Source organism: Sediminibacterium salmoneum NBRC 103935 (genome assembly GCF_000511175.1).
In the GTDB taxonomy this organism is placed as follows: domain Bacteria; phylum Bacteroidota; class Bacteroidia; order Chitinophagales; family Chitinophagaceae; genus Sediminibacterium; species Sediminibacterium salmoneum.
Genome location: NZ_KI866530.1, coordinates 35,228 through 58,177 on the forward strand (window position 1 = coordinate 35,228; position 22,950 = coordinate 58,177).

A 22,950-nucleotide genomic window follows, 5' to 3' on the forward strand; every position below is an offset into this window, starting at 1 on the left:
CTAATTTTAAATGATGGAAATATTAAACTATATCCTTGGTATTGATCCTAATTATATCATTATTGGGTTACTGGCATTTTTCTATACCTTGGAGCAGGTGTTTGATAATCCATTCGCTTTCAAGCAAAGAGGGAAGCATTTGTTTCAAAACATTCTTTTTCAAATAGTATTCCTTGCTTTAAACTTATTTTTCTTTACTATACTGGTCAACTGTATTGAGTGGCTCAATACTAAAAAAATAGGGCTGCTTTATCTTATAAAATTACCCTTTTGGATAAGGTTGATTTTGAGTGTGATGCTTTTTGATTTTGCAACCTATTGGCTCCATAGGGCTTCGCATAAAATTCCTTTGTTGTGGAGATTGCATAGAGTGCATCATAGCGATACCCAAATGGATTCTTCTACCACCTTTAGATTTCATCCCATTGAATTGGCTATTGTATATCAGGCTGGTAATATAGTTGCGGCAGGAATATTTGGACTGGATGTAACATCATTGGCACTATATTATTTCATTGTTTACATTTTCTTCTTTATAGAACATTCTAACCTGAATTACCCTAATTGTTTGAACAGAACATTAGGACTGCTTTTTGTGATGCCAGACCATCATCGGGTACACCATCACCAGGAGCAGGTGTACACGGATTCCAATTTTGCCGATATTTTCATTATTTGGGACAGGCTTTTTGGAACATTTAAGTTAATTCCTGTGAATCAGATGAAGTATGGCTTGGTTGAATTTGAGGAGGAGAAGCAGCAGTCCTTTCTCTATCTAATGAAAAGTCCCTTTATTACCATTAAAAGAGAAGTTTCAGATAATTCAAAGAATTGAATAACCCCAGTTTCCTCTTAAATCAAAACAATAGCTAAATACGTATTTCTCCGTATTTCCTACATTTTGCTTTTTTGCTAAATTGCCAAACATGAAGTCATTAAGGATTCTTTCAATTATTATAACTTTTTTGTACGTTGTTGTAGCGGCCTATGCACAGTCACCCATATTCTCCAGCCGCAACGCCTATGATCCTCAAAAGAATACAATTGGCAGGTCACAGTACGATTTAATATACAGCCGGTTGTATACCCAGGATATCGGTTGGGCTAAGACAAGCTCATTTGGAATTGAAGTAAGGAGCAGAAATAAGCAGTACAATAAAGTTTATCTCTTTGGAGATTATATTAAATCGTATACTGTTGAGAGAAAAACCTATCTCTATTTGGCGTATATAGAAATGGACCCTGATGCCAGTGGGAATAAAAAAGAGCAATTAAGGTTGTTTTTTTCAGATCATAATATCAGAGAAAAACAAAGGTGGGCAAATGATACCAGGACAGCTAATGAGAAGGAGATAGTTGCCGATATTGACAACAATCCAATTGTATTGGCAGAAACCCAGCCTGATGTTTTTGTGGAAGTAGACCTTTATTATGAAGGAGACAGTGGCCCTAAAAAAAAGGCTTTTGGAACTACCACTTATATCTATGATGTAAACAGTTTTCATCCCACCAAATCTCCAGTCATTATTGGAAAGTTATTTCAGTATAAGCCCGAACTGCTGCGCAAAAAAACTTTTGAATCTGCCAAGCTGGTGAATTATCATTCCAGTGGCATGGTATCTGGCACCATCGATTACATAACTAAAGAGGGTGGAGCGATCCTTCCTGTGTACCGAACGGAAAAGCTGGATGAAAATGGAAAACTAAAGGAAGTGAATTTTAACGATATCATCGGGATGTACATGGACAGTGGTAAAGTTTATTTTAAAGGAGGGCTTGGCATTCCGGCAGGGGTGAAAGAAAAATGGCCGGCTGCTATTCGCGATCTCAAAACCGATCTTAATTTGCTGGAAGAAATTAATCAGAAACTTGGTAGAGAGCCTGTAGAAAATAAAGAACTGCTTGGGCAATTCTTTGTCAATTTTAATAAGCTAGATGAATATGAATGGATTGATGAAACCCGAAAGACCGTTTTTGGTAAGCCTGTCAAATACATTTACAAAGGCACGTATAATAAGGAGGGCGTTCCGCATGGCTGGGGGATTATGTACGCCGCTAACACAGACGACGAATATTTTCTGGGACAGTTTACCAATGGAATGCCCGACGGTTTAGGTATACGAAACAATTTTAAGCTGGATAAGCCCGAAGAAATCTATAGCAGCAGAGGTTTGCATGTAGGAAACCAATTGGTTTATGGCACTAAATATACCAGTGCAGTAAATGGTAACGGTTCATATGCTACCCATGGCGATTTCAGATTGGGTGAGCTAAACGGGACGGGCATTCGCATCTGGTCACGGAGCGATGGGGTTGGTGACGTAGCAGAGGGTAGTTTTAAGGATGGACAACTGCACGGTGCAGGAAGTGTTTATGACAACAACAAGTCGTTGGTTGGCATATTTGAAAAGGGATCCTTCGTATCTGGCAATAGCATTACCGATAAGATTTATGACGACAGGTACTATCCGGGTGCGGTAGTGCTTTACCGGGGTAAAAAATATGTGATCATGAAAAAAGGCAATGGAATGTTTTTGCTCGATGATGGCAGTTCGGTTTCTACCAAGGCTGATCTAACGCTAACCGGTGAACGTTCTCTTCGGGCAAAAGCCTGCCTTATTTGCAATGGAACCGGCTATCTAAAGCCTACAACCAATACTGTCTTTTCCGGGGTAACCAAAACAGAGAAAACCTATCAGACAGGACCCACAGGTTATATCGTTTGGGAAAAGACCACCAAAAGCACCACCGCACCAGTTACCACTTCCCGTACGAGCCGTTGTACAGCTTGTGCGGGAGGATTGGCAGGCAATGAACCTGTACCGCTCGGAACAAATAAAAGATAAGAGTCATTTTTTATAGGTAATTATATAATCATTATTAAATTTGATTATATGAAGCCTATAATAATTGTCTTTTTAGGATTTTTTATTCTATCCTGTAGTACCCATTCTGAATCCACTAAAAATACAGATCCCAATCTGGATTGGTTACTGGGTAACTGGAAAAGAACCAATGAAGAAGCGGGAAAAGAGACCTATGAAAATTGGGGAAAACCCAATGACAGTAGCTATTCTGGTATTGGTTTAACCATTCAAAAAGGCGATACCATATTTCAGGAGAAAATGGACATTTTTCTATCCGGAGGCAAAGGGGCTTTATTCGTAAAAATGCCCGATGAAGAAAAAGCTACCGAGTTTGTGTTGACAGAGCTTACACCCAATGCATTTGTTTTTACAAATGAAGCGAACGAATTCCCCAAAAAGATCAAATATTGGTTAGAAAGGGGAAAGATCAAAGCGGTGATTTCCAATGATTCACTAGAGATTCCTTTTGAATTTGAAAAAATTAAAGAATGAGATCAGTATTCATAGCAATTCTACTGTCAATCAATGGCTTTTTTGTTTTTGGCCAGAATCTGGATAATGAAAAACTAAGATGGTTCAATTTCTATTGGGCTGGGGATAGTGCTAATCCCAAAGAAGCCATGATGTTAAGATCAACCATTGACACAGTTAATTTTAATTTGCGCTGGCAGTTCGATACCGGTTCACCCAGAACATTTGTATATGGCAATGTTTGGAACTCTTTTACAAGGGCATTTCCTTATCTGGATAAATTATTCTTTAAAGTTGATACACTAAAGGCAGATGGATTCATCAATCTTAAAAATGGCGGTATTGTAATTTCAGGAAATAAGCTCCCCAAAAACATCATTGGTTTTTTGCCCAATTATGGGAATAATATAGACAAAGAGGTAATTATGGAAAACCTGGGTTCCTCTACAACCCTTGGTACAATGGGAATTGACCTGTTTAGAAATGGAGTTTTAATTATTGATTTCAAAAAGAATAAAATAGGATACGCAGATCAATTGTCGGCGCAATTTTATGCGAACAAGATGAACACAATTGACTTTACACTGTATCAAAATAGAATCATATTACCGATTAGAATTGGTAATGCATTTTTTCCCTTCTTTTATGATAGTGGCGCCAGTTTATTTCCTTTGAAAACAACAGCCGCATTTCCTGATTTAAGTAATATGGTTAGTTACACCGATACCTTATTTAATATTACTACCTGGGGAAAATCCTATGACGTTCCCGGAGGAAAAATCAGGAAAAAAGTTAAACTGGGTAATCTAAAGATTGGCAGTCCTAAAATTTATGTTCATCCTGATCCGGAACTTTATCATACAAATATTTTTAAGGAAGCGGGAGCATATGGTCTTATCGGTAATGCTTATTTCGAAGACAAAATAATCGTAATAGACTTTACGAAAATGAAGTTTACAATATTGTAATAAGGCACTTGAAACTGAATGCAATGAACAGTGTTCCGAATCAAATCCCAATATAGAGCTGAAATTCAAAAAAATACAATTGGTAAAGAATGATATTTAAATATATAACCTTCAGCATCTCTATTGTATTCATTTCTTTTATTGTTGGGATGATTACGACCGCTATAATTAAAAACTCAAACCTTTATTCGGAAAAGCTTTCCTCACTTAATTTTATCAAAAGCGATTGGGTTAATAAGCTATTCGGAGTTGAATTGGTGAAGTGGGTGGTAAAGAATACAGTATTTAGGTATTTAAATCCTTCCCTGAAATGCGACAGGAAAATGAATATAGCTGATTTGCAACGTATTCGAAAAGAAATGACCAAGGCGGAAATTGATCATTTGTTTGCCTTTGTATTTGTACTGATTTTTGTACTTATTCAGTTGATGAATCAGAAATACCTGGGGGCAGGCATCATGTTAGTAGTGAATATATGGATGAATTTAAATCCCTCTTTGTTGCAGCAGCAAAATAAAAGGAGAATTGATAAGTTAATAAAAAGATTAAATACATAAACTATGGTCATTCTTGCCAAAATACTAATTGCCCTTGTTGCGCTTGAGCATCTTTATTTCCTTTATTTTGAAATGTTTGCCTGGGAAACAATTGGTAAAAAGACATTTAAATCTTTGCCAGCACACTTGTTTACGCCAACCAAGGCTTTAGCCGCTAACCAGGGACTATACAATGGTTTTCTGGCAGCAGGATTAATTTGGACATTTTTTATTACTGATGCAGTTTGGTCAAAAAATATTGCGCTCTTCTTTCTGGTTTGTGTGGCTGTAGCCGGAGTTTATGGGGCAATAACTGCCAGTAAGAAAATCTTCTTTGTTCAGGCCTTGCCAGCCATGATTGCTATCATTTGTTTGCTTATTTATGAAAATGGAAATAATCAATGATCCCGAAGATGGACTTATCTGGAAATGGGAACTAAATAAAAGATAGAAAATGAGACAAAAACTAAACTTAATAACACTCGGAACGGATGAATTTGAAAAATCACTCAACTTTTATGAAAAAGGTCTGGGTTGGAAAAAATCAGATAAAAGTTTGGATGGCTTGGCTTTGTTTGATCTGGGCGGAATTATTTTGGCATTGCATCCAAGAAAGGACCTGGCGGAAGACACAACCTTGCCCTACCAATCAAGCTCCTTTTCTGGTCTGACAATCTCTCATAATACAAGATCGGAGAAAGAAGTAGACGAAATTTTGGAAAAAGTGGCAGCACTTGGTGCTACTATTGTAAAACCAGCGCAGAAGGTTTATTGGGGTGGGTACAGTGGGTACTTTAAAGACCTGGATGGTCATTTATTTGAAGTTGCTTTTAATCCATTCTGGGAACTTGACGAAAATGACAACGTGAAGCTTTAATATTAAATATATATTTATGAACCGAATACTCGTTCTAATCAGTTTATCCGATAGCGGAATTCAAACCATTATTTCCACTCCGGATTTGCCCAAAAGAGAAATGGAATTTGTAAATCAATGGAAACAGGAAGGAATATTGGAAAGCTTCTTTATTTCGGTTTCCAAAAAAGAAGCAGTCTTGATCTTTCAAAATGTGGATGAGGCAAAAACAAAGGAACTAATTGAAATCCTGCCTTACTATCCTTATATGGCCAAAGTTGAATACCACAATTTGAATAAACAGTTTTGATACATTTCTAACCTTCAATAGCGCATGAGATTTTCATCATTGTTAAGGGGTATTTCTTTGTTTTTGCTTTTTTATTTTTTGCTACTTCTCTGGAAGCCAAAAATTCAAGATTAGGATTTATACTACCCAAGGATTCTCTTTCAGTACCTCTTAAGGAAAAATTTATTTCTTTCATCAAGCAAATACACCAGACAGAATTGGCAGACACCAATTTTATCCTGATTCAAGAGCCATATATTCTTGACAATATTTATTGTCTGCAAGAATTGTTTAGTGATTCTTCCTTCTATACAAAAGAAGACTATGAATTCATCAAAGACAAAATCAAACCCACTTCTTTTGTTTGGACTAGTGATATTTTTAACTCAGTAAGAATTATGAGTAAAAATGCTACTAATGAATTTTTTAAAGACAGGCGGAGAAAAGGCTATTACTCTTTTTCAGTACCCATTTTTCTGAAAAACGATACCTATTGCCTTTTTTATTCAGACAATCATTGTGGTTATGAATGCGGGGAAGGTCATTTAAAATTATATAGAAATGAGAAAGGTAAATGGACTGAAGTAAAAACCTACTGTAAATGGATAAGTTAAAATCAATATTCAACAACTTCCTGATTCTTACACTTTGTTTTTGTCTTCTCTTTTCCTGCAAGTCAGAGAATCCCAAAGAAGGCGAATACGAGTTAGCAGTAAAAGGTGGGAAGCTATGGTATAAAGTAATTGGATCCGGTACAAAAACTCCAATTGTAATGTTGCACGGTGGACCAGGGTTTCCGAGTTACTATTTAACCCCGCTTTTCGAATTAGCCAAAGACCGTCAAATCATTGTCTACGACCAATTAAGTTCCGGACGCTCATCCAATTCAGTAGATACCAGTTTAATGAATCTTGAAACTCAGCTGGAACACTTAAATACACTTTTAAAAGAGTTAAATCTCAAAGAGTTTTATCTATATGGCCACTCTTATGGATCAATGCTGGCTGTAAGCCATTATTTACGAGGAGAATATAAGCCAAGTGCTATGATTTTAGAGAGTCCCTTCTTCGACGCAAGAACCTGGGTGGCTGATAGTTACAAGAGAGTTAATGCTATGGATTCCATTGATCGTATTCCTTTATTGAATTTCATTGCAGGAAAGTATACGGACACAGCTAATTACGCAAAGGCTTTGAATAAATATTATTCTTTGTTTTATAACCGGAAAATGAATAGATACCTTGATTCATCCATAGTACATAGCGGAAAGTTGCTCGGTTTACAAATGAACGGTGCTAATGAATTTTTGGTAGGTGGAAATCTAAAAGACATGAATTTGATTGGAGAACTAAAGAACATTAAAGTTCCGGTATTATATACAACAGGAGAGTTTGATATTGCTATGCCTGAAACGGTAAAGAAGTTTCAAAGCCTTACCCCCAATGCGCAATTTGTGGTAATTAATAATGCCGGTCATTCGGTCATGAATGACAATACCGCGGCTGATTTGAAAGCTATTAGGGCTTTTATAAATTCTTTAGAAACAAAGACTAGTAAATAAGTATATTTAAGTACAATCCTTCAATATGCGAATCCTTTACACCGGCATCCTGGTATGCCTTGCTAATTTTGTTTTTTCCCAAAAAAATGCATCCGTCTCATTTGAAAAATGGGTCAGTTTAAAAAGCTCCAATTCCCCGGTTATTTCCCCTGACGGAAAAACAATTGTATATACAGTAACTTCAACCGATTGGGCAGCGAATAGTTACGACTCAGAAATATGGATGTATAAGGAGGGAGGAGAACCTTTCCAACTCACCCGAACCAATAAGTCAAGCAGCACAGCGGTGCAATTTTCTCCGGATGGACGCTTCGTATCATTTCTCGCAGACAGGGGAGAGAAAACCCAATTGCATGTTATTCAAGTGAATGGAGGGGAAGCCATACAAATCAGCAAAGAGGAGGAAGGGGTAAGTGCGTATAAGTGGAGTCCGGATGGATTACAAATTGCCATCACTAAAACCGAAGCAGATACGAAGAGAGATAAAACCATCAAAGAGCGCTATGGTAGTTTTGGTGTAGAAGGAGAAGAGTACAAGCAGACACATTTATGGATACTAAACTTTAACCAGGACAGTGTAAAAATTCAAGCTTCCAAAAGGTTAACTGAGGGCAATTTTAATGTGAGTGGGTTTGATTGGAGCCCGGATGGGAAGAGCATTGTTTTTAATCGCCAGAAAGATCCGCTGATTAATTCTGGCATCAGCGCAGATATTGTTATGATCAATACAAGCGACAAAAAAAGCACCTCCTTGGTTGCCAATCCTGCTGCTGATGGATTTATTCGTTGGAACCCGGAGGGAACCGAATTTGTCTATAACAGTACCGTGACTGATTCTGTTTCTCAGTTTTATAAGAACAACCGGCTTTTTATTTATGATATGGCAAGTAGAAAGAGCCGGGAGATTGCTACCGATATTGATGAGAATAAAAATGTAATTGACTGGAATGCCAAAGGGCTATTTATTTTGGCCCTGGAAAGAACCAAACAGAAGTTGTATACAGTAGATACCAAAACGGGCACCAGCAAACCAGTGTCACTTCCACTTGATTTGGTTGCGGCATTGTCTTTCAGTAAGAATAGTGATGCAATTGCATTATTGGGTAGAAACTATGAAGGACTGAGCGATGTGTATCTATGGCGCATGAATGGACCGGTAAAGTTGATTAGTAATAATGCAGCTCAAATTTCCAGCTGGAATACTCCGGTTAATGAAGTAATTCAATGGAAGAGTAAAGATGGTGCTTCCATCGAAGGCGTTTTATTGAAACCCAGAAACTTTGATCCTGCAAAAAAGTATCCCTTATTGGTTGTAATTCATGGTGGGCCTACTGCAATTGATTTTCCGGAACCGCTTCCAACGAATGTATATCCGGTGATGCAATGGATAGAAAAAGGGGCCGTGGTGCTAAGGGTAAATTACCGCGGTAGTGCAGGATACGGCGAGAAATTCCGGTCTTTAAATGTTCGCAACCTGGGAGTAGGTGATATGTGGGATGTAGTTAGTGGGGTTGAATTTCTCAATAGCAAGGGCTTTATAGATACCTCAAGAATGGGGAGTATGGGATGGAGTCAGGGAGGATATATCTCTGCTTTTCTTACCACCAATACCAATATGTTCAAAGCCATTTCTGTAGGTGCAGGTATTTCCAATTGGGTAACTTATTATGTGAGCACTGATATCACGCCTTTCACCCAGCAATACCTTAAAGCTACGCCCTGGAGTGATATGGACATTTATCTTAAGACCTCACCTATGACCAATATTAGTAAGGCAAGTACGCCTACCTTAATTCAACATGGTGAATTTGATAAGCGCGTTCCTATTTCCAATGCCTATGAATTGTACCGTGGCTTACAAGACAGGGGCATCCCTTCTAAGTTGGTTGTTTACAAAGGTTTTGGCCATGGCATCAATAAACCCAAAGAGCGCTTGGCTGCCATATGGCATAACTGGCAATGGTTTAATAAATATATTTTTGGTGAAGAGGAGGCTTTACCGGTTGACTAAATTTATTTTAAATGCGATTGTATTTTTTGTTAGTTGCTCTTTTGAGTTTGGCTTGCAACCAAGTTCAGACAGCAACAATGGAATTGCTACAAGGTACCTGGCAACATGTAGAAGACCCCACTAATTATTTGGTTTTCGAGAAAAATCTTCGAAAGGAAATAGCAGGGGGTATGTCAGAGTGGGATTCTGAAGCATTTATTCTATCTGATAAATGTCTTAATGAATCAGATAAAGGGGCTGAGGCGACCACTGAAAAGGGATACTATATTAGTTGTGCACAATCCAACCTGTGCTGGTTTGTAGAAGAAGTAGACAAAGACAATCTGGTTTTAAGTTATATGGGTCGGGGTAATTTTTTGACTTATAAGCGAGTAAAAAAATAATTTTTATTAAAAAATAAATATTTATTGTTTATCAATAAATATTTACTATTTTGCGGCATAATTAAAACATCCTATTATGTCAAAAACAAACAATTTTGTATACTGGAGCCTATATACCATTGCCTGGCTCATTTTTGTTGGCTTGTCCATTGAAACCGGAGGCCTGATCGTGAATTTCTTTTTCAGTTTGTACAAACCGGAAGTGGTGGTGAATCTGTATCAGAAATTAGATCTGATGCCAATCTATAAAGAGAGCAAATGGGCTTTCTTCGGGCTTTATGGTTTTTTGTTGGCGATTGGTTTATTAAAAGCCATATTGTTTTATATAATAATTGTGCTGATGCATAAAATGGATATGAAAAAACCATTTAGCTCCTTTGTTTCAAAACAGATATCAAGAGTGAGTTATCTTACCCTGTCCATCGGCTTGCTGGGGTATATAGCGAAAAAGATTACGGCTAGTCTTAACTATTATGGATTTACAACCAGTCACTTAGACCAATTCTGGGTAGATAGTCAGGCATTCATTTTAATGGGGGCTGTGGTTTATATTATTGCAACGATTTTTAAAAAGGGAGTAGAAATTCAAACCGAAAACGATTTAACTGTTTAAGCTATGCCCATAATTGTAAACTTAGATGTGATGATGGCAAAGCGTAAAATGTCACTGAATGAGTTATCAGAAAAAGTTGACCTTACATTGTCTAATCTTTCCATTTTAAAAACTGGAAAAGCAAAAGCCATACGTTTTAGTACTTTAGAATCCATTTGTAAAGCCCTGGATTGTCAGCCAGCCGATATATTGGAATATAGAAGTGGGGATGAAAGTTAACTTACACCTGTAAAAACATATTCTAAATGTTAAGGACAACTACCGAGCTAATTGCCTATTTGAAACTTGAAAAATCAGAAAGAGATGTAACCATCATTCAGTGTCTGGTTAACGCTATATTGAAGTGCGGGAACAAGATGGATATGGATGCCATTTTTGTTCAATTCCTGAATAATCCCTTCGATTTTCATTACTCGTACCTATTTCCCCTTTTTAAAAAGTGGGGAGATGAAAAGGTGGCTGCACAAATTTTTGAGGTAGCAATAAGTAATAATAGGTTGTTAGATGCCAATAGTCCTGAAGTATTAGAATTACTCGGCTATCTGAAATATGCTCCTGTTAAGCAGGTTTTGGTGGATTATATTTTTGAATCCCCGGAAGAATCGGATTATTATATTTCAAAGTACGCCATCCTCGGCTTGCTTCATTTTGATTGTACAGAATACCAGGAGAAAATTAAGACAGCAATTGAAAACTGTTATGGAAAAAATCTGTTTCCGGAATTTATTCCCGCATTGGTTTCCAAGGTACACCATAATCATAAGCTTCTCCGGAATCTATATATATTAGGTTCTGAATATGCTTCAACCGATTGTAATGCAGGAATTGTTTATGGTTTTTCTCTTTGTGGAAATGCGGGGAGAGACTATTTCAGGAAAGTGCTTTTTGATCCGGGTTGGGAAACAGGTTCTACAGGAACAGGGACCATTCACTTCGCTTACCAGGGGCTTAAAAACCTGGGTATAACTTTTAAAGAGCTTTATAATGAAATTAAGTCTCCTGCAATGAGAGACAACCTAAAATACAACTTTGAGGTCTTTATTGCTCTGTTAAGAACGCGAATTGATGATATAGAAACTGAACAAACGGAAAGCTTTACTGACTTACATGCTTTGCTGTTCAAGGGTAAAAACGATGAGGGGGATCATTTTTTTGATTTGGCAACGCTTGTTGAAAAGGCGGAAGAGGCCTACCACTTAGAAAAATTGGTTGAATTAAAAATGAACGAGGAGGCGATTTTGTTGAACTTTAATAGCCTTAATTCTTTTCATTAACACAGCCTTCCCCTTTTTTTAAAAAAATATTCCATATCCTGTAACAAATCATTTGCCTATGCATCCAAACTGAAAATAAAAAACAATAACAATGAAAAAGAAGCTATTGGTTTTCGTATTCAGTATGGTAAGTATTTGGTTTTCTGCACACGCACAGGAAGCTTTTCAGGTTAAAGTAATTGGTAAAGGAAATCCTGTACTGCTTTTCCCCGGTTTTGGCTGCACTGGTGAAATCTTTGAAGAAACCGTAAAAGCTTTGTCGACCAATAATGAATGCCATGTATTCACATTTGCTGGTTTTGGAGGTGTTCCTGCTATTGAAATGCCCTGGTTACCAAAGATTAAGGATCAGGTTGTGACCTATGTTAAAAGTAAAAAATTAAATAAGCCTGTAATCATTGGTCATAGCTTGGGTGGAACCTTAGGTTTATGGTTGGCGGCTACCGATCAATCCTTGTTTAAAAAAGTAATTGCTGTGGATGCATTGCCCTGTAATGGTGCAGTGATGATGCCAAATTATGATGCATCCACCATTGTGTATGAAAGTCCATACAGCAAGCAAATGTTGCAGCAGGATACGGCAAGTTTTCGTAAACAGGCGCTGCAACAGGTTGGATTTATGATGTTGAACAAGGAAAAACAGGCCAAAGTGGTAGACATGATGTTGCAGGCAGATCGTAAAACCTATGTATATGGTTATGTTGATTTGCTTAAATTGGATTTAAGAAACGATATTGCCGGCATTCAGCTACCAGTTGTGGTATTGGCCGCCACCCATCCCAATAAAGCCATGGTTGAAAAAACATATAACGAACAATATGCAAAATTGGGCAATAAAGTCATTCATTATGCAGATAAAGCAGCTCATTTTGTAATGTATGATCAGCCAGAATGGTATATCAATAAAATCAAAGAAAATATTCAGTAAAGTGGCCGATCAGCAATTGTTTACACGCATTTATGAAGAGCATTATACCGCTATTTTCCGTCTGTGTATAGGGTATTTCAGTGGAGAAGAAAGCCTGGCTGCGGATGCCACTCAGGAAGTGTTCATGAAAGTTTGGCAACACCTGTCTAAATTCCGTGCCGAAGCAAAAATCAGTACCTGGCTCTATCGAATTGCCGTGAATACCTGTCTTACATATTTGCGTAAAGCTTCTGTGAAAAAAGAAATTAAAACCGATCAGTTACCCGAAATGGCGGCCGAAGCTTACAATCCTGTGATGGAAGAACGCCTTAAGAAAATGTATGGCTGCATTCAGCAGCTGGATGAAACAGGTAAGATTATTATTCTGATGGTTTTGGAGGGATTGGAATATAGCTCAATTGCTGAAGTAGTAGGCTTGAGGGAAGAAACCCTCCGGGTTCGCATTCACCGTATTAAACAACAATTATCAAACTGTGTACAGATATGAAACCATTTGCCAATTTGGAACAAGCATGGCAACATCAAGCCAATCCGGGGTTACAACGCCCAATGCCGGAACAACTGATGCAGTTGTCCGTAGAACAAACAAAGCAAGTGAAAGCTAAATTTCGCTGGACAATTGGCTTACTGTCTTTTGTGGTATTCATCCTCATCGCGTACTTCGCAACATACGCTGACTTCAGGTTTACTTCGTTTTCTAATGGCTTATTGCTGATGATTGGTTCGCTTACGATTCGTATTGTACTGGAGTGGATAAGCACTTTGCAATTTCAGCGGCTGGATCGATTAACCGATTTTAACACTTTTCTGAAGCAGTCAACTGCATTTTATCGGAAACGTCGCTTATTGCATCTGATATTTACTCCTTTGCTTTACGCTACGTATATAATTGGGTTTGTACTATTGCTTCCCGTATTTAAGCAGGAATTTTCCAACGGAATTTACCTGTACCTGGTTTTTTCAGGTTTTGGTAGCCTTGGGGTACTTGCCTGGTTCATTTACAAGGCCAATCGTAAAGAGTTAGCTGTTCTTGCTAAATTGCAGCGAAAGGAAGTGCCATAAAATAATATTATACCACAGAAATGGAAATCATAATCATATCTCTGACTGCCTTTCTTGTAGCCATCCTGACATTCTTTTCCGGTTTTGGTTTAGGGACTATTCTTACACCCGTATTTATGATTTTCTTCCCTGTAGACTTAGCCATTGCTCTTACAGGGGTTGTCCATTTTTTTAATAATATCTTCAAATTAGTGTTGGTTGGACGAGCAGCAGACAGGCAAGTGGTATTGCGTTTTGGAATTCCTGCAGTGTTGGCTGCTTTACTAGGGTCCTGGTTGTTGCTGAACATCACTAATTGGCAACCGCTTTTTACATATCAACTATTTGGAAAAACTTTTCAGGTGTTCCCGGTAAAGTTTATCATTTCTGTTTTGCTCATTCTCTTTGCAAGCATCGATTTAATTCCTTATTTCAGCAATCTGCAATTCGGCAAGGATAAACTTCCGGTCGGTGGTGCATTAAGTGGATTTTTCGGGGGGCTTTCCGGCAACCAGGGAGCGTTGCGAAGTGCCTTTCTAATTAAAGCAGGTCTCTCTAAAGAAGCATTTGTAGCAACAGCAGTAGTGGTTTCTACTTTTGTGGACTTTACCAGATTGAGTGTTTACGCTACCAGGTTTAACAGTGCGGGTCTTACGGATAACCTGAATCTGGTGGTCTTTGCTACTTTTTCAGCTATTATCGGTGCTTATATTGGCAACAAACTTTTAAAGAAAGTAACTCTTAAGTTTTTACAGGTAACAGTGGCTATTATGTTGATTATACTCTCCCTTGCTTTGGGGGCGGGTTTTATTTAATTGGGAATATAAGAATGGGCTGTGCGGCCCATAGGCAGAAATCTTTTATTAAATACTTTCGGCGAAGAATCAAATCGTTTTTTCTTCACGTTAAGATTAGTAAATGAAACAAATAATTGCGGCCATTTTATTGTTTACGCTGCTTGCAACAACCTCTTGCAAAAAAGAAACCAATAACACCGGTAATCCCTCAAATCCTTATGAACCAATTTCTGTTTTAAATGCCAATTCAGCCTTTGAACATGTATGGGACACCACTATGTTGATGCAGACATTCGGAAAATATGGGATGAGTGATATGACAATAGAAAACGATCACTTGTTTCATTTTGTATACATTCAAAATGCCATTGGAGGGGTAAATGGCTATGAGAGCTTTTATAGAAATACAGTTGACCTTAATAGTAAAAAAGTAATTCCCTTGCCGAAGGATGCAAAACAATTTCCGGATTTTAAAAATTTCGTAACTGGAAGTGGAGATTTGCGTCAGCAATTACAGGTTCATGAATTTCGCCCCTATACCAACCAATATATAATGGCACTGATGACCTATGCTGGCCCTAGAGGGAGTACCTATCTGCATGTGTCTGGAGATGCTGGATATAACGGACTTGGAGGTGTAGTTGGTCAAGGTCATCTGGGAGAGTTTGAAGGGTATTTTATGGAGATGGGGTATCGCAATCTGAGTATTTATCTTTATCCCAATATGGTTTATTCATTTGTTGGTTTAAACCCCAATCCTAATCCTTATCTCTTATCGGGGTTAAACTTGCTCTGGGGGGGGCTTTAATACTATTGGTTCATATATGTTTAACAATGGCAATAATATTCGTCCCTTGTTTACGGAAGCAGAACGAGGAAAGAGTACTTTGTTTGCTACTACCAGAGACAATAATTTGATTGTTGCAGAATATGTTCCTACCGATTTGCCCGTACCTGTCTTTAAAGAAACCCCTGCTACAGTGGTCGCTTCCGTTCCCTATATTCCATATTATCCCAGTTTTACCGGTACTGCGAAAACATATCGTCATTACAGCAAAGACGGTAAGCAAATGGGACTTTTTGTGTATCATCAAGACACAAAAAAATACTTTTCGTTTGTATACAATTTCCAGACTAAAGAACTCCGGAAAGTATTGGATGGTGCCAGTCTTTTGTATGGTAGTGAAACGGATAGTGATATTGCCTTTGATGAGCATGGAAACATGTATTATACAGGATATGCCAACAATGGGGCTAATAAACAAGGCATTTCTATTTATAAAATTTCTACTGGTAGTCAAACCCTGGTGGGGAGTGATAATTTTCTAAAGTTCGGAGAAGTGATTAAAATCAAATACCTGTCAGGTATTATATATCTAGCCGTACAAGGAAGGAAAGCAGGTACTCAAGTGCAACAACTTTCCATTTTAAAGCAAAAGTAAATTTGCGTTAAGCGGGTTCAACAAAAAGTTAATAAATTAATATTTTTTATTATTTTACTAGTCATTCCAAATCAATTTTTTTGAGATATGAGATTATTCCAATCCGTTTTAGCATTATTACTTTTATTCAGCAACATAATAGTTGCGCAAAGTTCCAAACCAACCAAAATTCTTATTAATAATGTTGAAATTTTCAACGGAAAGGATGCCAAGACCATCAAAGGAAATGTATTGATTGAGAATAATATTATTACAAAGATTTCTACCGAAGGGATTATAACTGACCGAAGTGGGTTCACCCAGATAATTGACGGAAAGGGTAAATTTCTTATGCCTGGCATGATTGATGCACATGTCCATTTATTATTTGAAAGCATTCCGCAAATGCAGGCTATGATGAGCGATTTTGCAATGCTTAATTTAATTGCAGCTAAAGCCGCAGAGAAGCAGTTATTAAGAGGATTCACTACCGTAAGAGATTTAGGAGGTGGATCTTTGACCTTGGCCAAAGCGATTGATATGGGGTTAGCTTCAGGTCCAAGAGTTTATTCAAGTGGAGCATTTATTTCACAGACAGGTGGCCACGGAGATTTTGGTTTGCCAACCGATGTGCCACGTAAAATAGGAGAGCTTTCCTATCCTGAAAGAAATGGGATGGTGGCAGTTGCAGATGGGGCCGATAATGTTTTGATGCGTACAAGAGAGCAATTACGTCAGGGCGCAACACAAATTAAATTGATGGCAGGTGGAGGAGTGTCTTCTAATTATGATCCTTTGGATGTTACACAGTATACAGAAGCTGAATTTAAAGCAGCGGTTTCGGCGGCTGAAAATTGGGGGACATATGTAACAGTTCACGCCTATACACCTGATGCTATTAAGACTGCAATAAAAGCTGGAGTAAAGTGCATTGATCATGGACAATTGGCAGATGAAGAAACGGCAAAATTAATGGCAGAAAAAGGAATCTGGTGGAGCTTACAGCCTTTTATAGATAACGGGGAATCCAGATTTCCTGAAGGAAGCCCTAATCGCTTGAAGCAGGATGAAATGCGTCAGGGAACGGATATTGCTTATTCATTTGCTAAAAAGTATAATATTAAAACAGCATGGGGGACCGACATTTTATTTGATGCCAAAGAGGCAACAAAGCAAGGTTCGAAACTTTCAGCATTAACTCGTTGGTACACACCGTATGAAATTTTGAAAATGGCAACCTCTTCCAATGCAGAATTGTTAAGAATGAGTGGTAAAAGAGACCCGTATCAAAAAGGCAAGTTGGGTGAAATTTCAGTGGGAGCTTATGCTGATTTAATTTTAGTGAATGGCAGCCCATTAGAAAATATTAAGCTGGTTGAGAACCCGGATGCCAATTTTTTGATTATCATGAAAGACGGGGTGGTGTATAAGAACATTTTGAATAAGTAGTACCACTCAAAGTTTAGCATGATGTGGAAGCCCGTTTTATACACTCTTGCAATTATTATTTTTTCGGCCTTATTGGTTGTTTATGCTCATGATATTGAGCAGGGAATAGCTATTGGTCCATCCAGCACACAGCCTGGAAAACAAGACCTGCTAATACTTTTTGCAAAGGCTTTTGGTTTTAAAGGGAGTATTGCCATAGCAATTCTGGCAACGGGTGGGAGTATTTATTATAGTATAACTCAATACCAAAAGATTAATAAATAGCTTTATTAAATTACATTATCTTTTATTGCTTATCTGTTAAGGAACAAGTCCATCGATTGTCAGGATTGGATGGAAAAACTAAAAAGAATCGGTTAGATGTGTCAATTTTTTCTGCTTTGCCGCCATCAAAATAACCACCCTTAAATTGAAGATTCCCTTTTTCATCAACAGTGAATTTGCCGGTACTAGGTTTTTCAAATCCTAAATACGTGTAACTGCCATTTTTATTTATAATAAAAGACCCCTTGGGTGAGTACTGGTAAAATCCATTAATGTATTTGGTGGCTGTACATCCATACTTGCCAAATTTCAAGTTGGGTTCTTTGTTCTGTGCCTGAAGAGAAATAGTCAATAGGGTAAAACAAAAAGTTATAGCTAAAAAACGAAATTGATTTCTCATGGGTAAATGGATTTAATAATTAAAACAGGTTGTGGTTAACGTTTATAAAATAAATGATTAACTTTTCCATAGTTGAAAAAGAAACTCGTCATATTAGGTGCTGGATTTGCTGGTCTTGAACTTGCTAAAAAAGCAGATAAAAAATATTTTGATATTACCTTAATCGACAAGCTAAATCATCACCAGTTTCAGCCCCTGTTTTATCAGGTAGCTACTTCTCAAATTGAACCTTCCAGTATTTCCTTTCCCTTGCGCTTTGTATTCAAGGGTAATTCAAACATTCAGATAAGGTTGGCGGAAGTAACTAAGCTGTATCCTGAAGATAATAAAATTGCTACAACAATTGGCGACTTTCATTATGATTATCTGGTGATTGCTACAGGGTGCACTACCAATTTTTTCAACAATACTTCTATTGAACAAAATGCGTTTACGCTCAAGTCTACTTATGATGCCATTGCTATTAGAAATCATATCATAACAGTATTTGAAAGCATTCTTAGCGCAGATGCAGAGAGTAGGAAAGCCTTGCTCAATCTGGTCATCGTAGGTGCAGGGCCAACTGGTGTAGAGTTGGCCGGCGCTTTCGCTGAAATAAAAAAATACATCTTGCCGAAAGATTATCCGGGTATTGATTTTTCCCAATTCAGTATTTATTTAATTGAAGGAAGTAATAAAACATTAACAGCTATGAGCGCCAAGGCCAGTGAGGCATCTGGTAAATATTTAGCTCAATTAGGTGTTCGGTTGATTACAGAAACTTTTGTAAAATCATATGATGGAACAATGGTAACGCTGTCTGATGGAAATATCATTCCTGCATCAACATTAATCTGGGCGGCTGGCATCAAAGGAAATCGTATTGAAGGGTTGGATGAAAAAGTATGGATTGCCAATTCCAGAATACAGGTAAACAGACAAAATAAAATACTCGGGTACACAAATTTGTATGCAGTTGGTGATATTTCAATAATGGCTACCCCCGTTTATCCCAAAGGACATCCACAGGTAGCAAATGTGGCCATCAACCAGGCAAGACTGCTGAGCCGTAATCTTAAAAACGAATACCTGAATAAGCCCCTTTTGGATTATGAATACAAAGACTTAGGTGCCATGGCTACTATTGGTCGAAACAAAGCAGTAGTAGATTTACCTTTCATGCAATTCAAAGGATATATTGCATGGCTGGTATGGATGTTTTTGCATCTTATGTTAATTCTAACGGTCAGAAACAAACTGATCATCTTTATTAACTGGGCCTGGTCTTACCTGACCAAAAACAGTTCACTCAGGCTTATTCTGAAACCCAATAAATAGAAGCCGCTCCTGTATTCTGTATTGACATTCTCCCATTTGAATTGTACATTTAAGTTCAATACTCCCTTTGCCATGCAAAAACTACAATTTAAACAACAGATTCATGCATCAGCACACAAAGTGTACGAAACAATGCTGGGCTTAAAAGAGGCTTCCACCTATCAGGGATGGACCTCTGTTTTTAATCCAACTTCTACTTTTGAAGGTAACTGGGAAAAGGGAAGTAAGATTTATTTTGTAGGGGTTGATGAAAACGGAAAGCGAGGTGGGATGGTTTCGGAAATCAGGGAACACCTTCCGGCGGAATTTGTTTCTATACGACACTATGGATTTATAGACGGTGATAAAGAAGTGACATCTGGCGAGATGGTTGAAAAGTGGGCAGGTGGTCATGAAAATTATTCTTTCCATGAAACAGACGGCATTACAACTGTAACCGTTGATATAGATGTTATAGATGAATACCTGGATTATTTTAATAATCACTATCCACGAGCATTGGCGAAGTTGAAAGAAATAATTGAATAACCCTCCCTCATGAACAAACAACAATATCATGGCACAAATAAACCCTTACATCCATTTTAATGGAAATGCAGAAGAAGCTTTTGAGTTTTACCGTTCCGCTTTTGGAGGTGAGTTTGCAATGGTTATGCGCTTCAAGGATATGGAATTTGAAGGAAGCATAGCCAAAGAAACTGAAGCTAACAAAATCATGCATATTGCACTACCTGTTGGTAAGAACAATATTTTAATGGGAAGTGATACCCCGGAAGCATTGGGCGTTCACAATTTAAACGAAACCAGAAGTAAAATTTCTATTGGGGCCGAATCAAAGGAAGAAGCAGATCACTTGTTTAATAGCCTTTCCACTGGTGGACAAATTGAAATGCCCATTGGGGATAGCCCCTGGGGTTCTTACTTTGGTATGTTCAGGGATAAATTTGGAATTGAGTGGATGGTGGATTTTGATCCCCGTTACAAAGGCAATTCTTTATAACTATGTCCAACATCAATTTAATCATAGAAGAACGAGCAGCTGATATAGGTAAATTCCTGGTAGGCAGATTGCTTCCCTTTCGTCAGAAGCGAATGGTTGGCCCCTTTATTTACATTGACCACATGGGGCCAGTAAAATTAAATGAGCGTAATAATTTTGATGTATTACCTCATCCACATATTGGACTTTCTACGCTTACATTCTTATTTGAAGGCAGCATCATGCACCGTGATTCAATTGGCACGGAGGTTGAAATAAAGCCTGGTGCGGTTAACTGGATGACAGCAGGTAGAGGAATCGTGCACAGTGAGCGAACCCCAGCCTATTTAAGGCATTCTGAAAAGAATATGCATGGCCTGCAAATCTGGGTAGCGCTTCCTAAAGAGCTGGAGCAAATGGAACCATCGTTTTATCATATTCCTGAAAGCGGAATTCCTTCTTGGGAAACGGATGGTATTCAGTATAAGCTAATAGCTGGTGAAGCTTTTAATAGAAAATCGGGGGTGCCTGTATACAGTCCAATGTATATGATCGAAATTAAAAGCTCACAAAAACAGGAGCTGATCATTGGCAAACATTTATATGGAGAGTCTGGTTTGTATATACTGGAAGGGGCTATTGAAAGTGATGGCAATATCTATGGGCCCAGGCAAATGCTAGTTACGAAGGACAGTCAATTATGCACTTTTACAATAGAAGCCAATAGCACTATTTATATTTTTGGAGGAGAGCCTTTTCCTGAAGAAAGATTCATCGACTGGAACTTTGTTGCAACCAGCCGGGAACTGATAGCTGAAGCAAAACAAAAATGGAAAGATCAGTTATTTGAAAAAGTAAAGGGTGATGAAACCGAATTTGTACCCTATCCAACCTTACCTAAAAAGTAAAAATTGTCATCATTATGACTAATTCCCAAAACAAAGTAGTCTGGATTACCGGAGCATCTTCTGGTATAGGTAAAGCAATGGCATTTGAATGGGTAGCACAAGGATTTAAAGTGGTTTTATCTGCAAGACGCAAAGAATTGCTGGAAGCCGTTGCTCAGGAAATTCGTCAAAAGGGCGGAGAAGCCCTCGTAGTTCCGGTAGATATTATGGATGAAAAATCAATTGAAGAAGCTGTTGCATCTATTATAGAACAATGGGGCAGAATGGATATTGCAGTTGCTAATGCGGGCTTTGGTGTATTTGGAAGTATTGAACAATTAACTGCAGCCGATTGGAGCAGGCAATTACAAGGGAATGTTACGGGATTGGCTTTAACAGTTAAATATGCACTACCTCATTTAAAGAAAACACAAGGTAGAATCGGATTGGTGGGTAGCGTAGGAGCGTTTCTTCCCAATCCTCATATAGGTGCTTACGGTGCGTCTAAAGCAGCGGTAAATTCTATTGGTCTTACTCTGCAATTGGAATTAATGGGAACAGGGGTGAGTTGTACTGTTTTACATCCGGGGTTCGTAGTATCTGAAATTGCACGTGTTGACAATGAAGGCGTCTGGCATCCGGATCGGCCCGATCCGCGTCCCTCTAATTTAATGTGGCCAACCAATAAAGCCGCCAAAGCAATGGTATGGGCTATTCTGAAGCGAAAGCGCAATTATGTTTTCACAACCCATGGCAGAATTATTGTTGGTTTGCAACGCTGGTTCCCTGGTTTAACAAGGAAAATACTTGCTAAAGGACCCAAGCCCGATGCAGTATAATTTCAATTCAAAAGTCATTTATCATGCATGACGATTTTATTCATAGCGCCAAACATCAGTTTGAATATTACAAACAATTAGCGGAGAAAATTTTTGATAGACTCTCCGATGAACAATTGAATTGGAAGTACAATGAGGAAAGCAATTCCATTGCCACGATTGTGTGGCATGTGGTTGGCAATATGCTATGTGATGCTAATTGGGAGTCTTTGTCAATTCCCAGGAAAAAGAATAAGATTTAAAACAATAGCATTTAGAGCATGATATATACTCGTATAGTTATTCTGATTAGTCTGTTATTTTATCCTGATATTCATGCTCAGGATTCCAGTAATAAAATCCCATTAATCAGCATTCAATATGCTGATAGTTATAAATATGATCTTGGTAATAAAACCTACACGGTTTTTTTTATGAACAATACAAAACAGCAGATTCAGTTTGAACTAACTAAATCTGAAATTCAGAATATAAATGAAAAGTGGGAGATGCTTAATTTAACCCGCTACTTGTCAGATACCAGTTTGCCGAATCATCTTGTAATAAAAGATGAATGTCCGGGTATCCCCAAATTAATGACAGTCGTGCAATTTCAATTCGGCCATAAAACCATAACGGTTGAAATAGACGAGTACTGTAAAACCTACCATAAAGTGAATGGAATCAATCCGTCTGATTTGCTGGCTTTTATTGAGACTGCCACTAAAACCATTCAAGCTAAACCAAGAGTGAAAGCTGCACCTAAATCGAATATTTTTTATGAATAATGCCTATTTTAAAGTTTCATTTGTACAAATAC

At 37.9% G+C, this 22,950-nt stretch carries 31 protein-coding genes; 30 read left to right on the forward strand and 1 reads right to left on the reverse strand.

Annotated features, from left to right (window positions below; genetic code table 11):
* The first annotated feature begins 13 nt into the window (after window positions 1–13).
* From P767_RS0100235 to P767_RS0100355, 23 genes are all read left to right on the forward strand, one after another.
* Window positions 14–835 (forward strand): sterol desaturase family protein, encoded by an 822-nt coding sequence (locus tag P767_RS0100235; protein ID WP_037351986.1) that lies wholly within the window; start codon window positions 14–16, stop codon window positions 833–835.
* A 91-nt stretch (window positions 836–926) separates the two neighbouring features.
* A complete protein-coding gene (locus P767_RS0100245; protein ID WP_026762932.1) occupies window positions 927–2,846 on the forward strand; it encodes an MORN repeat-containing protein in 1,920 nt (639 codons plus the stop codon).
* Between the two features lie 48 nt (window positions 2,847–2,894).
* The gene (locus P767_RS0100250) at window positions 2,895–3,359 is read left to right on the forward strand and encodes a DUF6265 family protein (protein ID WP_037351445.1); all 465 of its coding nucleotides are present in this window, start codon (window positions 2,895–2,897) and stop codon (window positions 3,357–3,359) included.
* On the forward strand, window positions 3,356–4,306 hold the full coding sequence (locus P767_RS0100255; protein ID WP_026762934.1) for a hypothetical protein: 951 nt from the start codon (window positions 3,356–3,358) through the stop codon (window positions 4,304–4,306). Before P767_RS0100250 ends, P767_RS0100255 begins: the two co-directional genes overlap by 4 nt.
* Before the next feature lie 89 nt (window positions 4,307–4,395).
* Window positions 4,396–4,863, forward strand: coding sequence for a glycosyl-4,4'-diaponeurosporenoate acyltransferase CrtO family protein (locus P767_RS0100260; protein WP_026752496.1), 468 nt, complete (start codon window positions 4,396–4,398; stop codon window positions 4,861–4,863).
* Between the two features lie 3 nt (window positions 4,864–4,866).
* The gene (locus tag P767_RS0100265; RefSeq protein WP_026762935.1) at window positions 4,867–5,247 is read left to right on the forward strand and encodes a DUF1304 domain-containing protein; all 381 of its coding nucleotides are present in this window, start codon (window positions 4,867–4,869) and stop codon (window positions 5,245–5,247) included.
* 49 nt (window positions 5,248–5,296) lie between these two features.
* Window positions 5,297–5,719 (forward strand): VOC family protein, encoded by a 423-nt coding sequence (locus P767_RS0100270; RefSeq protein WP_026752494.1) that lies wholly within the window; start codon window positions 5,297–5,299, stop codon window positions 5,717–5,719.
* Window positions 5,720–5,735: 16 nt separating this feature from the next.
* Window positions 5,736–6,008, forward strand: coding sequence for a hypothetical protein (locus tag P767_RS0100275; RefSeq protein ID WP_026762936.1), 273 nt, complete (start codon window positions 5,736–5,738; stop codon window positions 6,006–6,008).
* A gap of 197 nt (window positions 6,009–6,205) precedes the next feature.
* Complete coding sequence (locus tag P767_RS0100285) at window positions 6,206–6,601, forward strand: hypothetical protein (protein WP_026762937.1); 396 nt, start codon at window positions 6,206–6,208, stop codon at window positions 6,599–6,601.
* Complete coding sequence (locus P767_RS0100290) at window positions 6,589–7,548, forward strand: proline iminopeptidase-family hydrolase (protein ID WP_026752491.1); 960 nt, start codon at window positions 6,589–6,591, stop codon at window positions 7,546–7,548. Before P767_RS0100285 ends, P767_RS0100290 begins: the two co-directional genes overlap by 13 nt.
* Before the next feature lie 25 nt (window positions 7,549–7,573).
* On the forward strand, window positions 7,574–9,559 hold the full coding sequence (locus tag P767_RS0100295; protein ID WP_026762938.1) for an alpha/beta hydrolase family protein: 1,986 nt from the start codon (window positions 7,574–7,576) through the stop codon (window positions 9,557–9,559).
* A gap of 11 nt (window positions 9,560–9,570) precedes the next feature.
* Window positions 9,571–9,942, forward strand: a complete 372-nt coding sequence (locus P767_RS0100300) for a hypothetical protein (RefSeq protein ID WP_026762939.1) — start codon at window positions 9,571–9,573, stop codon at window positions 9,940–9,942.
* Between the two features lie 76 nt (window positions 9,943–10,018).
* Window positions 10,019–10,555, forward strand: coding sequence for a DUF2975 domain-containing protein (locus P767_RS0100305; RefSeq protein WP_026762940.1), 537 nt, complete (start codon window positions 10,019–10,021; stop codon window positions 10,553–10,555).
* 3 nt (window positions 10,556–10,558) lie between these two features.
* Complete coding sequence (locus P767_RS0100310; protein WP_026752487.1) at window positions 10,559–10,774, forward strand: helix-turn-helix domain-containing protein; 216 nt, start codon at window positions 10,559–10,561, stop codon at window positions 10,772–10,774.
* 26 nt (window positions 10,775–10,800) lie between these two features.
* The gene (locus P767_RS0100315) at window positions 10,801–11,829 is read left to right on the forward strand and encodes a hypothetical protein (protein WP_026762941.1); all 1,029 of its coding nucleotides are present in this window, start codon (window positions 10,801–10,803) and stop codon (window positions 11,827–11,829) included.
* A gap of 91 nt (window positions 11,830–11,920) precedes the next feature.
* The gene (locus P767_RS0100320) at window positions 11,921–12,757 is read left to right on the forward strand and encodes an alpha/beta fold hydrolase (RefSeq protein WP_026762942.1); all 837 of its coding nucleotides are present in this window, start codon (window positions 11,921–11,923) and stop codon (window positions 12,755–12,757) included.
* On the forward strand, window positions 12,708–13,244 hold the full coding sequence (locus P767_RS0100325) for an RNA polymerase sigma factor (RefSeq protein WP_051416933.1): 537 nt from the start codon (window positions 12,708–12,710) through the stop codon (window positions 13,242–13,244). Before P767_RS0100320 ends, P767_RS0100325 begins: the two co-directional genes overlap by 50 nt.
* On the forward strand, window positions 13,241–13,819 hold the full coding sequence (locus P767_RS0100330; RefSeq protein WP_026762944.1) for a hypothetical protein: 579 nt from the start codon (window positions 13,241–13,243) through the stop codon (window positions 13,817–13,819). The genes P767_RS0100325 and P767_RS0100330 overlap by 4 nt, the downstream gene beginning before the upstream one ends.
* 20 nt (window positions 13,820–13,839) lie before the next feature.
* The gene (locus P767_RS0100335; protein WP_026762945.1) at window positions 13,840–14,613 is read left to right on the forward strand and encodes a sulfite exporter TauE/SafE family protein; all 774 of its coding nucleotides are present in this window, start codon (window positions 13,840–13,842) and stop codon (window positions 14,611–14,613) included.
* Between the two features lie 103 nt (window positions 14,614–14,716).
* The gene (locus P767_RS0100340; RefSeq protein ID WP_026762946.1) at window positions 14,717–15,403 is read left to right on the forward strand and encodes a hypothetical protein; all 687 of its coding nucleotides are present in this window, start codon (window positions 14,717–14,719) and stop codon (window positions 15,401–15,403) included.
* A gap of 16 nt (window positions 15,404–15,419) precedes the next feature.
* Window positions 15,420–16,037: a hypothetical protein gene (locus P767_RS0100345; RefSeq protein WP_026762947.1), complete on the forward strand. Its 618-nt coding sequence runs from the start codon at window positions 15,420–15,422 to the stop codon at window positions 16,035–16,037.
* A gap of 87 nt (window positions 16,038–16,124) precedes the next feature.
* Window positions 16,125–17,465: a metal-dependent hydrolase family protein gene (locus P767_RS0100350; protein ID WP_026762948.1), complete on the forward strand. Its 1,341-nt coding sequence runs from the start codon at window positions 16,125–16,127 to the stop codon at window positions 17,463–17,465.
* Window positions 17,466–17,483: 18 nt separating this feature from the next.
* On the forward strand, window positions 17,484–17,729 hold the full coding sequence (locus P767_RS0100355) for a hypothetical protein (RefSeq protein WP_157611290.1): 246 nt from the start codon (window positions 17,484–17,486) through the stop codon (window positions 17,727–17,729).
* 22 nt (window positions 17,730–17,751) lie between these two features.
* Here P767_RS0100355 and P767_RS0100360 read toward each other — a convergent pair whose 3' ends face one another.
* Window positions 17,752–18,129: a hypothetical protein gene (locus P767_RS0100360; RefSeq protein ID WP_026762950.1), complete on the reverse strand. Its 378-nt coding sequence runs from the start codon at window positions 18,127–18,129 to the stop codon at window positions 17,752–17,754.
* 72 nt (window positions 18,130–18,201) lie between these two features.
* Between P767_RS0100360 and P767_RS0100365 the strand changes: the two genes are divergently transcribed.
* From P767_RS0100365 to P767_RS0100395, 7 genes are all read left to right on the forward strand, one after another.
* A complete protein-coding gene (locus P767_RS0100365; protein ID WP_026762951.1) occupies window positions 18,202–19,446 on the forward strand; it encodes an NAD(P)/FAD-dependent oxidoreductase in 1,245 nt (414 codons plus the stop codon).
* Window positions 19,447–19,518: 72 nt separating this feature from the next.
* Complete coding sequence (locus P767_RS0100370; protein WP_026762952.1) at window positions 19,519–19,974, forward strand: tungsten formylmethanofuran dehydrogenase; 456 nt, start codon at window positions 19,519–19,521, stop codon at window positions 19,972–19,974.
* A gap of 28 nt (window positions 19,975–20,002) precedes the next feature.
* Complete coding sequence (locus P767_RS0100375; protein WP_026752476.1) at window positions 20,003–20,446, forward strand: VOC family protein; 444 nt, start codon at window positions 20,003–20,005, stop codon at window positions 20,444–20,446.
* A gap of 2 nt (window positions 20,447–20,448) precedes the next feature.
* Window positions 20,449–21,333, forward strand: coding sequence for a pirin family protein (locus tag P767_RS0100380; RefSeq protein WP_026762953.1), 885 nt, complete (start codon window positions 20,449–20,451; stop codon window positions 21,331–21,333).
* Between the two features lie 14 nt (window positions 21,334–21,347).
* The gene (locus tag P767_RS0100385) at window positions 21,348–22,151 is read left to right on the forward strand and encodes an SDR family NAD(P)-dependent oxidoreductase (RefSeq protein WP_026762954.1); all 804 of its coding nucleotides are present in this window, start codon (window positions 21,348–21,350) and stop codon (window positions 22,149–22,151) included.
* 23 nt (window positions 22,152–22,174) lie between these two features.
* Window positions 22,175–22,393: a DUF1572 family protein gene (locus P767_RS0100390; protein WP_026762955.1), complete on the forward strand. Its 219-nt coding sequence runs from the start codon at window positions 22,175–22,177 to the stop codon at window positions 22,391–22,393.
* A gap of 18 nt (window positions 22,394–22,411) precedes the next feature.
* Window positions 22,412–22,918 carry a hypothetical protein gene (locus P767_RS0100395; RefSeq protein WP_026762956.1) on the forward strand — a complete coding sequence of 169 codons (507 nt, stop codon included), beginning with the start codon at window positions 22,412–22,414 and terminating at the stop codon, window positions 22,916–22,918.
* Window positions 22,919–22,950 lie beyond the last annotated feature (32 nt).